The sequence below is a fragment of the Sphingomonas sp. genome, from assembly GCF_031372575.1.
Lineage (GTDB): Bacteria > Pseudomonadota > Alphaproteobacteria > Sphingomonadales > Sphingomonadaceae > Sphingomicrobium.
Genome location: NZ_JANMLM010000048.1, coordinates 15,307 through 28,084 on the forward strand (window position 1 = coordinate 15,307; position 12,778 = coordinate 28,084).

12 protein-coding genes and 1 tRNA gene are annotated in these 12,778 nt (G+C 63.7%); 8 read left to right on the forward strand and 5 right to left on the reverse strand.

All coding sequences use genetic code 11. From position 1 onward, the window contains the following. Window positions 1–2,205, reverse strand: coding sequence for an amylo-alpha-1,6-glucosidase (locus RMN73_RS03615; RefSeq protein WP_309601952.1), 2,205 nt, complete (start codon window positions 2,203–2,205; stop codon window positions 1–3). 1 nt (window position 2,206) lies between these two features. Then, on the reverse strand, window positions 2,207–3,268 hold the full coding sequence (locus RMN73_RS03620; RefSeq protein ID WP_309601953.1) for a glycosyltransferase family 4 protein: 1,062 nt from the start codon (window positions 3,266–3,268) through the stop codon (window positions 2,207–2,209). A gap of 107 nt (window positions 3,269–3,375) precedes the next feature. On the opposite strand from RMN73_RS03620, the gene otsB reads away from it, so the two are divergent. Genes otsB through otsA form a run of 3 tightly spaced genes read left to right on the forward strand, consistent with a single transcriptional unit; the run spans window position 3,376 to window position 7,327 of the window. Continuing rightward, a complete protein-coding gene (gene otsB, locus RMN73_RS03625) occupies window positions 3,376–4,104 on the forward strand; it encodes a trehalose-phosphatase (RefSeq protein ID WP_309601954.1) in 729 nt (242 codons plus the stop codon). Then, entirely contained in the window at window positions 4,101–5,897 is a 1,797-nt protein-coding gene (locus RMN73_RS03630) for a glycoside hydrolase family 15 protein (protein WP_309601955.1), read from the forward strand. The genes otsB and RMN73_RS03630 overlap by 4 nt, the downstream gene beginning before the upstream one ends. Further along, on the forward strand, window positions 5,894–7,327 hold the full coding sequence (gene otsA, locus RMN73_RS03635; protein ID WP_309601956.1) for an alpha,alpha-trehalose-phosphate synthase (UDP-forming): 1,434 nt from the start codon (window positions 5,894–5,896) through the stop codon (window positions 7,325–7,327). Before RMN73_RS03630 ends, otsA begins: the two co-directional genes overlap by 4 nt. A gap of 27 nt (window positions 7,328–7,354) precedes the next feature. On the opposite strand, the gene RMN73_RS03640 is transcribed toward otsA, so the two are convergent. Next, window positions 7,355–7,441 (reverse strand) — tRNA-Leu (locus RMN73_RS03640). 91 nt (window positions 7,442–7,532) lie between these two features. Here RMN73_RS03640 and RMN73_RS03645 point away from each other — a divergent pair. The 4 genes from RMN73_RS03645 to RMN73_RS03660 all read left to right on the forward strand — a co-directional run bounded on the left by RMN73_RS03645 (window position 7,533) and on the right by RMN73_RS03660 (window position 10,525). Then, a complete protein-coding gene (locus tag RMN73_RS03645) occupies window positions 7,533–8,498 on the forward strand; it encodes a complex I NDUFA9 subunit family protein (protein ID WP_309601957.1) in 966 nt (321 codons plus the stop codon). Between the two features lie 3 nt (window positions 8,499–8,501). Beyond that, window positions 8,502–9,302, forward strand: a complete 801-nt coding sequence (locus tag RMN73_RS03650; protein ID WP_309601958.1) for an undecaprenyl-diphosphate phosphatase — start codon at window positions 8,502–8,504, stop codon at window positions 9,300–9,302. Between the two features lie 74 nt (window positions 9,303–9,376). Beyond that, complete coding sequence (locus tag RMN73_RS03655) at window positions 9,377–9,814, forward strand: hypothetical protein (protein WP_309601959.1); 438 nt, start codon at window positions 9,377–9,379, stop codon at window positions 9,812–9,814. A 39-nt stretch (window positions 9,815–9,853) separates the two neighbouring features. Then, window positions 9,854–10,525, forward strand: coding sequence for a glutathione S-transferase family protein (locus RMN73_RS03660; RefSeq protein ID WP_309601960.1), 672 nt, complete (start codon window positions 9,854–9,856; stop codon window positions 10,523–10,525). Between the two features lie 150 nt (window positions 10,526–10,675). Here the strand turns inward: RMN73_RS03660 and RMN73_RS03665 are convergent, their stop codons facing one another. Together RMN73_RS03665 and ubiG are read right to left on the reverse strand one after the other, a co-directional pair. Further along, window positions 10,676–11,143, reverse strand: a complete 468-nt coding sequence (locus RMN73_RS03665; protein WP_309601961.1) for a DUF805 domain-containing protein — start codon at window positions 11,141–11,143, stop codon at window positions 10,676–10,678. Continuing rightward, window positions 11,143–11,868 carry a bifunctional 2-polyprenyl-6-hydroxyphenol methylase/3-demethylubiquinol 3-O-methyltransferase UbiG gene (gene ubiG, locus RMN73_RS03670; RefSeq protein WP_405051517.1) on the reverse strand — a complete coding sequence of 242 codons (726 nt, stop codon included), beginning with the start codon at window positions 11,866–11,868 and terminating at the stop codon, window positions 11,143–11,145. The genes RMN73_RS03665 and ubiG overlap by 1 nt, the downstream gene beginning before the upstream one ends. A 152-nt stretch (window positions 11,869–12,020) precedes the next feature. Between ubiG and RMN73_RS03675 the strand changes: the two genes are divergently transcribed. Continuing rightward, on the forward strand, window positions 12,021–12,778 hold a 758-nt coding region (locus tag RMN73_RS03675; RefSeq protein WP_309601963.1), incomplete at its 3' end, for an aspartate kinase.

Consider the following 12,778-nt stretch of genomic DNA (forward strand, 5'->3'; position numbering starts at 1 on the left):
TTATTTGGTGATCGTCACCACGACATCGCCGCTCCGCTTGAGCACGGCGGTAGTGACATCGCCATCGACCCGCGCAAGTCGCAAATCGACCCGCGCCTCGCCCACCACGATATTGCGAATGGTCAGGTCATCGAGGAATTTAGGCAGTACCGGGCGCACCAGCTGCAATGACGACGAGTGCGGATCAATCTGGCATCCGATCGCCGCCGCAACCAGCGCGAACGGCGTTGCCGCTGCCCACGCCTGGGGCGAACACGCCACCGGATAGGAAGTTGGTCCTTGGCGCCGCCGTCGTTCGAACCCACAGAACAGTTCGGGCAAGCGACGAAGCTCGTCATAGATCGCCGATTCAAAAATTCCCTCGAACACCGAGAGGGTCGCTTTCTTGTGGCCATAGCGCGCGAGGCCGAGCGCGATCAGCGCATTGTCGTGCGGCCAGATCGAGCCATTGTGATAGGCCATCGGATTATAGCGCGCTTCGCCGACCGCGACGGTCCTGACGCCCCAGCCCGAATTGAAATTCTTGCCGACGAACAGGTTCGCAATGCGAGCAGCATATGCGGGCGAGGCGATTCCGGCGAATAGGCAGTGGCCGGCGTTGGAGGCGAGGACTTCGCACGGGCGCTTGTCGCCATCCAGAGCGAGCGCGTACGTGCCCAATTCTTCGACCCAGAATGCCGCCTCGAACCGCTCCTTGAGATCTTCCGCTTCGGCCGCGAGCTTGGCCGACAGGTCGCTGTCGCCGATCCGCGCTGCAAGCACCGCCGCACCCTGCTTGGCGGCGAAAACATAGGCTTGGACTTCGCACAGCGCGATCGGCGCCTGGGCCAATCGCCCGTCACGGTGAAAGATGCTGTCCGAACTGTCCTTCCAGCCCTGATTGCTAAGCCCCTTGTCGGTCATCCGCGCATATTCGACGAAGCCATCGCCATCGACATCGCCATAGGTGTCGATCCACCCGATCGCGGCGAGGATGTTGGGCCAGATGCCCTTGATCGTCTCGATGTCGGCGGTCTGCTCATAATATTGCGCGGCGAGCATGACGAACAACGGGGTCGAATCGACCGATCCATAATAGCAGCGGAATGGCACTTCGCCGAGCGCCGCCATCTCGCCCCCGCGTCGTTCGTGGAGGATCTTGCCCGGCTGGGCATCCGATGCCGGGTCGATTTCGGTCGCCTGCAGGCTGGCCAAGGTCTTGAGCACGCCGCGCGCGAAATAAGGCGCGCACCACAGCATCAGCATTGCGGTGATGATCCCGTCGCGGCCGAAGATCGTGCTGTACCAAGGCACGCCAGCATAGGGATAAGGCCCGTGCTCGGTCTCGGTCACCAGCATGTCGAGATCGGACCAGGCCCGCGCGATGACGGCGTCGAACTGCGGATTACTGCTGTCGATTAGCACCCGCTGCGACGCCATCTCTCGCCGTGTCCGATGCGCCGACCGGAACGCTTCGGCGATGCTTTCGCTTGCTGGTTTCTCATCGTCGATCAGGCAGCAGGTACGGATCACGATTGCCTGCTCACGTTCGCTATCTAGATCGACGTCCCACCGTGCGCTTCGGTCGCCTAGCTCACTCGGCGGCGGGTCGAATTGCACCAACGTCCGCCGGGTAACATCGTCGAGCCCGACATAGCGAAACTCGACCTCGCCATCGGACACGCGCCGGAACGACTGGGTCCCGCGCTTAAGCCGCCGCGTGCCGCGCACTTCGAACAGATCGGCGAAATCCGCGTCGAACGTTACATCGACCGCAATCGTCCGCCCGACCGGGCCATAGCTGCGCAGCCTGATCCGCTCGAACGAGGCATTATCCTTGAGGAATTTGACCCGCGACAAATGCACCGACTCGCGCTGCAACCACACCCGACCCTTGGCGGTATGGAGATCGGCGTTGGTCAAATCGACCACCATCGCGCCATTGTCGTCGAGCAATACCGATCCGAGCTGGAGCGGCTCCGCCCCGCCCAGCCGAAGCGTGAATTCAGACACGAAGCGCGTATCCTTGTAGAATAAACCATCGGGGCCGAGCGCGCCGCCTGCGAAATTGCCCTGGCTGTCGAATACCGCGAACAGATCATTATGCTTGAGCGTGCGCAACGTGCGCTCGACCAGGCTCTCGGTCGCCTCGATATGATAATCTTCCTTGCGCTCGACCAGCACAGGATATGGCGGGCTAACCGCGGCGCTATTCGTATCGCTCAAATCATCCAACCAGCATGAAGGGTTCCCGAAACTGGGTTCGATCCTGCATGGTCGAGCCGGTGAAGAGACGCAAATAATCCTCGGCCATCCGCCGCGCGGTGAACCGTTCCTCGAAGCAGCTGCGAACCGTCTGACGCGGCAATTCGCCCGCCAGTCGAACGGCGTCGACCGCCTCGTCGATCGAGCTAACCAGGAAGCCCGAGCGACCATGGTCGATCACTTCGGGGGTCGACCCGGTCTTCCACGCGATGGTCGGCGTGCCCGCGGCCATCGCCTCAATCATCACCAGCCCGAACGGCTCGGGCCAGTCGATCGGGAACAGCAAGGCGCGGGCGTTGCCGAGGAAGTCGGGTTTGTCCGCATCGCCAATCTCGCCAATGAATTCGACCAGAGGATGGTCGAGCAACGGCGCAATTTCCTTGTCGAAATAATCCTTGTCGGCATGGTCGACCTTGGCCGCCATTTTCAGCTTCATCCCCGACTTGATCGCAATTTCGATCGCCCGGTCGGGGCGCTTTTCGGGACTGATCCGACCGAGAAAGGCGAGATAGTCGCCTCCTTCCGGGCTGAACGGGATCAATTGCTCGGGCAGACCGTGATAGACCGTCCCGGCGAAATTCGCCTGCGGCACCGGGCGGCGCTGGTCGTTCGAAATACTGACCAGCCGCGCTTCGGGAAATTGGGTAAAGCCGGGCAGGAAGTCGGGCAAATCGAGCCGACCGTGGAGCGTTGTCAGGCATTTTCCCGCAAGATGCTTGAACAAGGGGAATTGCACGAAATCGACGTGGAAATGGATGAAATCATAGCGGTCGGCATCGGCCAAAACGCGGTCGACCATCGCCACCGTATACGCCAGATGATTGTTGATCCCGTCGAGCCGCAGGCCGCGCGATGCACACGGGATCAGCGTGGCCGAGGTCTCGCTGTCGCCGCTGGCATAAAGCGTCACGTCATGGCCGAGCTCGACCAATGCCTCGGTCAGCCACCAGATAACGCGCTCCGTCCCACCATAGAGTTTGGGCGGGACAGCTTCGGCAAGTGGTGCAACCTGGGCGATACGCATCGTTTCAATCCTGATCCCTGACGATGCCAACCCAACGAAATCTCGCCCTGACTGTTCCGCCCGCGTCACGCTTGCCAAAAAGCGCAGCAAGGCTAGGCGAGGCTGAGATGGCCAATCTCCCCGCCCCGCCCCTGACGATGCTCGACGGCGCATCGCTGTTCCTCGATTTTGACGGGACATTGGTCGATTTCGTGATCGACCCGGCCAAGGCTGCCGTCGATAATCGGCTCAGAACCTTGCTTGGGCAGCTCGCCAGCCGCCTCGACCATCGCCTCGCTATCCTTAGCGGTCGCTCGCTCGATGAACTGACCGACCGCATCAGGCTTGGTCCGATCGCGATGGCGGGATCGCACGGGCTGGAACGGCGCGCCGCCAACGGTCGTGTCACGCGCGCGCCAGTGCCACCCGAATTTGCATTTGCCGTCGCTTCAGCCCGGACGTTCGCCGAGGCGCACAATCTGTTGCTCGAGGTCAAAGCGGCCGGGGTCGCGCTGCATTATCGCGACTCGCTCCATGCCGAAGCTGACGTCGATCGGTTCGCCCACGACCTTGCCATCCGCACCGGGCTAGAGCTTCAACGCGGCAAGTGCGTCCGCGAATTGAAGGTCCCCGGCGCCGACAAGGGCGATGCAGTTCGTGCGTTCATGACGGAACCGCCGTTCGCCTCCGGGCGTCCTGTCGTCATGGGCGACGATCTGACCGACGAACATGCCTTCGAAGCTGCCGCCGCGCTTGGCGGGTGCGGGATATTGATTGGCGATCATCGACCAACGGCCGCGCGCTTCCGCTTGCCGAGCGTCGCGGCATCGCTCGCCTTTCTCGGGGCCCGGGTATGAAGTCGCTGACCCTGTGGCCGATCGGCAATTGCCAGGTCAGCGCGCTCATCGACGGCGCCGCCGGGATGGTCTGGGCGTGCCAACCCCAGGTCGATGGCGATCCCCTGTTCTGCTCGTTGCTCGATCCCAAGCGCGACACCCCGCCCGATCTTCCCGCCGGCGAGTGGCGCGTGTCGCTGAAAGACCAGGTCAGCGCCGAGGCAAATTACCTCGCCAATACCGCCATTCTGTCGACCATCCTGACCGACAAGCGCGGCGCATCCGCCGAAGTCATCGACTTCTGCCCGCGGTTCGAGCGGCGCGGGCGGATGTATCGCCCGGTGTCGTTCGTGCGCCTCGTCCGCCCGATCCACGGCAGCCCGCAGGTCAGGATGGCGCTCAACCCGGCGGTCGATTTTGGCGCGCGCGATGCCGAGCATACCAATGGCACCAACCATATCCGCTTCCTGACCGAGCCGCAGCCGTTGCGCCTGACGACCGACGCCCCGGTCGGCCGATTGATCGACGGGCGCAGCTTTCGGCTTGAGCGCAGCCTGTCCTTCTTCCTTGGCCCCGACGAGCCGTTCGTCGGCAATGTCGAGGTTGAGGTGGCGCAGATGCTCCATGACACGCGCCGCCACTGGAAGCATTGGGTGCGCGGGCTCGCCATCCCGCTCGACTGGCAGGAGGTGGTGATCCGCGCCGCGATCACGCTCAAATTATGCCAGCATGAGGAAACCGGGGCGATTGTCGCCGCGCTCACCACCTCGATCCCCGAACATGACGGGTCCGAGCGCAATTGGGACTATCGTTACTGCTGGATCCGCGACGCCTATTACACCGTCCAGGCATTGAACCGGCTCGGTGCGCTCGACGTGCTCGAAGCCTATCTCAGCTATTTGCGCAACATCATCGACCATAGCGAGGGCGGCGAAATCCAGCCGCTGTACAGCGTCAGTGGCGAGGGCGAGCTGACCGAGACCTTTGCCGACGGGCTCGCGGGCTATCGCGGGCTTGGGCCGGTGCGGGTCGGCAATGCGGCTTTTTCACAGGTCCAGCACGATGCTTACGGCCAGATTGTCCTGTCGAGCGCGCAGGCGTTTTTCGACCAGCGCCTGCTCCGCCCCGCGACCGCCGATGATTTCGCCGCGCTCGAACAAGTCGGCGAGCGCGCGCTGGCGACCTTCGACCAACCCGACGCGGGGCTGTGGGAATTTCGCACAAAGTCGGCGGTCCATACCTATAGCGCGGTAATGTGCTGGGCGGCGTGCGACCGGCTGGCCAAGATCGCCGCCACCCTCGGGCTCGGCGACCGCGCCGGCTATTGGCGGAAAGCCGCCGAACGCGTCCGCAAGGCGATCGAGAAGAAAGCGTGGAATGCGGACGACATGCGCTTCTCGGCGATCTGGGGCGGGTCCGAACTCGATGCCAGCCTGCTCCAGCTCAACGATCTGCAATTCCTTGCCGCTGACGACCCGCGCTTCATCGCCACCTTCGACGCGGTCGAGGCGGGGCTTCGTCGCGGCGATCATATGCTGCGTTATTCGACCGAAGATGATTTCGGCCTGCCCCAGACGGCGTTCAATTTCTGCACCTTTTGGCTGATCGAGACGCTCCATTTCGTCGGCCGCACGGCGGAGGCGCGCACGCTGTACGAGGCAATGCTCGATCGGCTGACCCCGGCCGGGCTGCTGAGCGAGGACACTGACATCGAGACCGGCGAATTGTGGGGCAATTACCCGCAAACCTATTCGTTGGTCGGGCTGATCAACTGCGCGGTGCTGCTGTCGCGGCCGTGGAGCGCGGTGCGGTGAGCCGACTGATCATCATGTCGAACCGGGTCAGCGCCCCCAAGGCACGCAGCGGCGGGGCCAGCCAGGGCGGGCTGGCGGTCGCGTTGGGCGCGGCATTGGCCGAATCGGGCGGGGTGTGGTTCGGCTGGTCGGGCGAAGTGACCGACAAATTCACCGGGCGGATGAACATCAGCCGCGAAGCGGGCATCACTACCGCCACGGTCGATCTCGAGCCGCAGGATATCGACGAATATTATAATGGCTACGCCAACCGCACCTTGTGGCCATTATTCCATTATCGCGTCGATCTGGCCGAATTCGATCGCAATTTCGGGGCGGGCTATGAGCGGGTGAACCAGCGCCTCGCATCGACCGCGCTGCCGCTGATCGAACCCGATGACCTCATCTGGGTACAGGATTACCACCTGCTCCCGCTCGGCGACCAATTGCGCCAGATGGGGGTCGTCAACCGGATCGGCTTCTTCCTCCACACCCCATGGCCGCCACATCGCCTGATGACTGCGCTGCCTTATCATCGCCGCCTGGTCGAATCGATGCTCGCTTACGATCTGATCGGCTTCCAGACCGAGGATTGGCTCGAGAGTTTTCATCATTATGTCGAGTGCGAGATGGACGGCACGGTTGACGCCGACGGCATCGTCACTGTCAGCGATCGCGTGGTCCTCACCGGCGCTTTCCCGATCGGGATCGATGCCGCTGAATTCGACGACCTCATCACTCGTGCCGACGCGATCGAGGCGCAGCGCACGATCCGCGACAGCGCCAATGGCCGGAAGGTCATCATCGGGGTCGATCGGCTCGATTATACTAAAGGGCTGATCCATCGGTTCGAAGGTTATGGCCATTTCCTTGAGGAGCATCCGGACTGGCAGCATCGCGCTTTCCTGCTGCAGATTGCGCCACCGTCGCGCGGCGAAGTCCATACCTATGAGATGATCCGGTCGGAACTTGATGGCCTGTCGGGGCGGATTAACGGCCAGTTCGCCCATGTCGACTGGGTGCCGATCCGCTACGTCAACCAAAGCTACCCGCGCGCCGGTCTCGCTGGCCTGTACCGAAGCTCCGACGTCGCGCTGATCACCCCGTTGATCGACGGGATGAACCTCGTCGCCAAGGAATATGTCGCGGCGCAGGATCCCGATGATCCCGGCGTGCTGATTCTCAGCAAATTCGCCGGTGCGGCGCTGCAGATGACCGAGGCCTTGCTGGTCAATCCATACAGCAAGGACGCGATCAGCGATGCACTTGCCACTGCGCTGGCCATGCCGCTCGACGAACGCCAGCGTCGCTGGCGCGCGCTGATGGCCGGCGTGTCCAACGACAATGTCCACCGCTGGCGCGAGGATTTCCTCGCCGCGCTGGCTGGCAAGGAGTCGCCCCGCACCATGATCGTCAAGCATCCGCTGATCGGAAAGCACTCGCTCGACTAGTCGCCAAATCGCCGCGATCGACCAAAATGGTGCCCAGGAGAGGACTCGAACCTCCACGTCCTTGCGAACGCCAGCACCTGAAGCTGGTGCGTCTACCAATTCCGCCACCTGGGCACAGGGTCGTCAATTGCAGGTAGGGGGCGGCGCTTAGAGGGGGGCGCGGCGGCTTGTCAACGGGCTTGGGGCGGCGCTAGGGGACTTGGCCATGATCACCAGCTCCCGCACCGCCTCCCCACGCCTCGTCACCGTCTTCGGCGGCGGCGGATTCATCGGCCGCTATGTGTGCGAGGCGCTGCTCAAGGGCGGCGTTCGGGTCCGCGTCGCGCAACGCAATCCAAGCCAAGCCTTCTTCCTCCAGCCATTGGGCGGGATGGGCCAGCTCGACATCGTCCGCGCCGACGTTACCCATCCGGCAAGCGTCGCTGCCGCGGTCGCCGGGGCTGACGCGGTCGTCAACCTGGTCGCGATCATGGGCGGCAAGATGGATTTGGTGAATTCGCGCGGGGCGGCCAATGTCGCCAAGGCTGCGCACGACGTCGGCGCCTCGACGCTGGTCCACATTTCGGCGATCGGTGCCGACCCGGACGCGGCGTCGCATTATTCCCGCTCCAAGGGCAACGGCGAGACGGGGGTGCGCGCCGCCTTCCCGACAGCGACCATCATCCGCCCGAGCCTGGTGGTCGGGGCGGAGGATCAGCTCACCAACCGCTTCGCCGGCCTGCTGGCGATGCTCCCGGTCTATCCGGTGATCGCGCCCAATACCCGTTTCCAGCCAGTCTACGTCCGCGACCTGGCGCAGACCATCGCGGCCGCGACGCTCGATCCAGTGCATCGCGGCAAGATCTTTGAGATTGGCGGGCCCGAAGTCATGACCATGCGCGAGCTGACCCGCCAGATCGGCGCGGCAGCGGGCCAGTCGACCGGCCTCGTCGACATGCCCAATTTCGCCGCCGATCTGATGTCGCGCTTCGGCTTCCTGCCCGGCGCGCCATTGACCCGCGACCAATGGGTGTCGCTCCAGTCCGACAATGTGGTTTCGGCCGACGCGCATGGCCTCGCCGACTTCGGGATCGACCCCACCCCGCTGTCCGCGGTCGCGCCCGAATGGCTCGGCCGGTTCCGCGAGGGCGGCCGCTTTGCCCGTCGCGCCACGCCCTTGTCGGTGAACTAGTCGATGACCGAACTGCTGCTCGTCATCATCCTCGGCATCGTCGAGGGGATCACCGAATATCTCCCCGTCTCGTCGACCGGCCATTTGATCCTCGCCACCGAACTGATGGGCTTTGATGCCAATCAGTGGGCCTTGTTCAACGTCGCCATCCAGCCCGGCGCGATCCTCGCCATCGTCGTCCTTTACTGGCGCACGTTCCGCGACGTTCTGGTCGGGATGTGGCAGCGCGACGCGTCGGCCTTCGCGTTCGTCCGCAATCTTCTGGTCGCCTTCACCCCCGCGGTCGTACTCGGCCTCGCGTTCGGCAATTATATCGAATTGCTGCTCGGCAATGCGCAGGTCGTGGCCTGGGCGCTGATCATTGGCGGGATTGCGATCCTGATCGTCGAGCGGCTGGCGAAGCCAACCGAATGCGGCGGCGTGGCCAACGTCAGCCTCAAGAATTCGGTAGGCATCGGAATGATCCAGTGTCTGGCGATGATCCCCGGGGTCAGCCGCTCGGGCGCGACCATCCTCGGTGCGATGAGCTTCGGGGTGGATCGCAAGACCGCCGCCGAATTCAGCTTCTTCCTCGCCATCCCGACGCTCAGCGGTGCCACCGCGCTCCAGCTCTACAAACATGGCGCCCAGATGCCGCCGGGAATGACCGGCTGGATCCTGCTCGGCGGCGCGGTGTCATTCGTGGTCGCGGTGGTGGTGGTCAAAGCCTTCGTCGCGATCATCCAGCGCTACGGCTTCGCGCCGTTCGCCTGGTACCGGATTGTCGCCGGTGTCGCGGCCCTGATCTGGCTTGCGATGCGGTGATTGGGCGCTAAGTCTTTCCTTCGGCGTGTTTTTTGCCGATAATGGCAGAGACTTGATTCGCGAAGGACCAACTTATGCGCCTCCTGCTCATTGCACTGCCGCTGACCCTCGCCGCCAGCCCGGCGATTGCCGCGCCGGACCGCAGCCAGCTGCCCCCGCTGCCGCGCCAGCTGACCGATCCGGCGATGGCTGACCAGATGGGCCGCGTAGCCGGCGCCCTGACCCGCGCCTTCATGAACCTGCCGGTGGGCGAGATCCAGGCCGCGATCGAGGGCCGTCCCGCAACCAGCGCCGACCGCCAGCGCACCGTCCGCGACCTCGCCGGCCGCAATGATCCGAACGTCGACCAGCGGATCGAACGCCAGGCGACGCAAAGCGGAGTCGCGATCCAGGCCGGGGCTCGCGCCATGGCGGCCGCGCTGCCGTCGATCCTCGAAGCGGTTGACCGCGCCGCCGACCAGATCGACCGCACCACCGCCAATCTGCCCCACCCCACCTATCCACGACGCTAAGCGGTAGACGCCGCGTGTCACCACGCTAAAGCCACCACCATGTGGCAGCTGTTCCAATTCCCGCTTTGTCCTTTCTCGCGCAAGGTCCGGCTCGTGCTTGGCGAGAAGGGCGTGGCGCATGAGTTGCTGCGCGAGAATCCGTGGGAACGGCGCGACGAATTCATCGACCTCAACCCCGCGGGCGAGACCCCGGTGCTGGTCGATACCGCCGCCGGGACGGTGTTGATCGGGAGCCAGCCGATCTGCGAATATTTCGACGAGACGGTCGACCGCATGCCGATGATCCACGGCAATAGCGTGGCCCGTGCCGAGATCCGCCGCCTGACCGCCTGGTTCGATGAGAAACTGTTCCACGAAGTGGTCGAGCCGCTGATGAACGAGCGGATGCGCAAGCGCCTGGTGTCCAACGCCTCGCCCGACACCCGCGTGCTGCGCGAGGCGATGAAGGTCGCCAACGGCCACCTCGACTATCTCGACTATCTCCTCGACCACCGCCGCTGGATCGCGGGCGCGGGCTTGAGCCTCGCCGACTTCACCGCCGCCGCGCATCTGAGTGTGATCGATTACCTCGGTGCGCTCGACTGGCGCGGGCACAAGGCGACCAAGGATTGGTATGCGGTGATGAAAAGCCGCCCCTGCTTCCGCCCGTTACTGGGCGAGCGGATGGAGGTCATCGTGCCGCCGGCGCATTACGACAAGGTCGATTTCTAAAGCCGCAAAGGTCGCAAAAGACCCATGGTCAGCGACCATTTGTCCTACAGCATCAATCGGCCCGGCGACTCGCTGCAAACATCGACCATGCGAAAGAACCGCGCTGAGCAAAGCAGGCGAAATCCTACATTGCCAGCGGTAACTGGTGCCTTACGGCTCCAGTCGCGGATCGTCGCCGAAACGGTTGGGGCCGTCGGTTCCGGGCCACAGGATGATCGCCCAGCCGACGATGCCCAGCGCCCCTATTAGCAGGTTGGCTGGAAAGCCAAGCTTGGGCGCCGGCAGTTGCCCGACGCGGTAAAGCCAAAGTTCGTACGCCCGAAGGCCGATCAGCACGGGCACGATCATGGCGAACCAGCCAGAGCGATTTTGATCGTGAAGCCGACGCGCAAACAACGGAATGAAGGGTAGAGCGAGCAAGAGCTGAAGCCATGCCAGATCAAGGTCGATAAACGCTGGAAACGCCCAGATGGTCAGGACGAAAGCCGCGCCGATGAGCAATATGGCCAGCCAATATGCCACCAATTCGCTGCGCCGCGAGCGCCCGCGGAAATTGACAAGGTTGGCAGCGATCCGGCGCCAATGATCGCGGATTTCACCTTTGGGATTGTAAGGCATCAGGCCGCCCGAGCCGCCACCAGATAGTTCAACCGCACGTCCTCGCTCAGGTGCAGCCCGCGCATCGGGGTGAAGGCGATACCTTCGACGTCGGTCACTTCCATGCCCACTGCGCCGAGCATTGCGGTCATTTCGTCCGGGGTGATGAACTCGTCATAATGGTGGGTGCCGCGCGGGATTCGGCCCATGCCTTCAGCCAGCGTGATGGTCAGCAGTCTCGACCAGGCGGTGCGGTTGGGGGTGGAGAGGATCAACAGGCCGCCGGGGGCGAGCCGCGCGGCCAAGGACGCGACGAACGCGCTGGGATCGGCGACATGCTCGATCACTTCCATCGCGGTGATCAGGTCGAACTGACCGCCCATGGCTTCGACCCCAATCGCCCGATAATCGATCGCCAGCCTGGCCGCGTCGGCATGCGCCTTGGCCGCAGTGATCAGCTCCGGCGCGGCATCGAGCGCCGTCACCTTTGCCCCCATCCGCGCCAGCGGTTCGGCGAGCAATCCGGCCCCACAGCCGACATCGAGCGCAGTTCGCCCTTCGAGTGGTCTCAGCTTGCATTCGTCGACCTGCCAATGCTGGTCGATGCGGTCGCGGATGTAGCCGAGGCGGACGGGATTGAGCCGGTGGAGCATCTTCGACGCGCCATCGGGGTCCCACCAATCGCCCGCCATTGCGCCGAAGTGGGCGGCTTCGCTGGATTTGATTGAACTAGCATTGGACATCATAAATCCGTTCGGGCTGAGCCTGTCGAAGCCTTGTCCTTAAACACTTTCGACAAGAAAAAGCAGTCCTTCGACAAGGCTCCCCTGAGCGAAGTCGATGGGCTCAGGACGAACGGACGTTGCCGTTCCGGCCCACAATTCCTAACAGGCAGCCAATGGCACGCATCGTGATGAAATTTGGCGGCACCTCGATGGCCGGGATCGAGCGGATCCGCAGCGTTGCCGAGCGGGTCAAGCGCGAGGTCGAGGCGGGAAACGAGGTGTTGGTCGTCGTCTCCGCAATGGCGGGCGAGACTGACCGGCTCGTCCAATTGTGCCGCGAATCCGCTGTCAGCCATGACAATCAGGAATATGACGTGGTGGTCGCATCGGGCGAACAGGTCACTGCCGGCCTGCTGGCAATGACGCTCCAGACAATCGGGCTCAAGGCGCGCAGTTTCATGGGCTGGCAATTGCTCAAGGCGACCGGGGTCCACGGCAATGCCCGGGTCGAAGCGGTCGAATCGGCGACGCTCGACGAGGCGCTCAAGGCGGGGACGGTGGCGGTCATTCCGGGGTTTCAGGGGGTCAGCGAGGATGGCCGCGTGGCCACGCTCGGACGCGGCGGATCGGACACGTCGGCGGTGGCGATTGCGGCTGGGCTGAAGGCCGACCGCTGCGACATCTACACCGACGTCGACGGGGTCTACACCACCGATCCCAGGATCGTCCCCAAGGCGCGCAAGCTGCCGCAGGTGACGTTCGAGGAAATGCTCGAGCTTGCCGGTGTGGGGTCGAAAGTGCTCCAGGTGCGCAGCGTCGGACTGGCGATGCGCGAAAAGATGCCGCTGCGCGTATTGAGCGCGTTCGAGGATTTGCCGGGGACCGAGATCGTCGCCGAATTGGGAGCGAATATGGAACGCAACGCCATCGC

Bases quoted from the DNA above. Each gene is read 5' to 3' on its own strand.
- RMN73_RS03655 (WP_309601959.1), top strand. From the start codon at position 9,377: ATGCGCCTCCTGCTCATTGCACTGCCGCTGACCCTCGCCGCCAGCCCG.
- ubiG (WP_405051517.1), bottom strand. From the start codon at position 11,868: ATGATGTCCAATGCTAGTTCAATCAAATCCAGCGAAGCCGCCCACTTC.
- RMN73_RS03650 (WP_309601958.1), top strand. From the start codon at position 8,502: ATGACCGAACTGCTGCTCGTCATCATCCTCGGCATCGTCGAGGGGATC.
- RMN73_RS03620 (WP_309601953.1), bottom strand. From the start codon at position 3,268: ATGCGTATCGCCCAGGTTGCACCACTTGCCGAAGCTGTCCCGCCCAAA.
- otsB (WP_309601954.1), top strand. From the start codon at position 3,376: ATGGCCAATCTCCCCGCCCCGCCCCTGACGATGCTCGACGGCGCATCG.
- RMN73_RS03645 (WP_309601957.1), top strand. From the start codon at position 7,533: ATGATCACCAGCTCCCGCACCGCCTCCCCACGCCTCGTCACCGTCTTC.
- RMN73_RS03660 (WP_309601960.1), top strand. From the start codon at position 9,854: ATGTGGCAGCTGTTCCAATTCCCGCTTTGTCCTTTCTCGCGCAAGGTC.
- RMN73_RS03665 (WP_309601961.1), bottom strand. From the start codon at position 11,143: ATGCCTTACAATCCCAAAGGTGAAATCCGCGATCATTGGCGCCGGATC.
- RMN73_RS03630 (WP_309601955.1), top strand. From the start codon at position 4,101: ATGAAGTCGCTGACCCTGTGGCCGATCGGCAATTGCCAGGTCAGCGCG.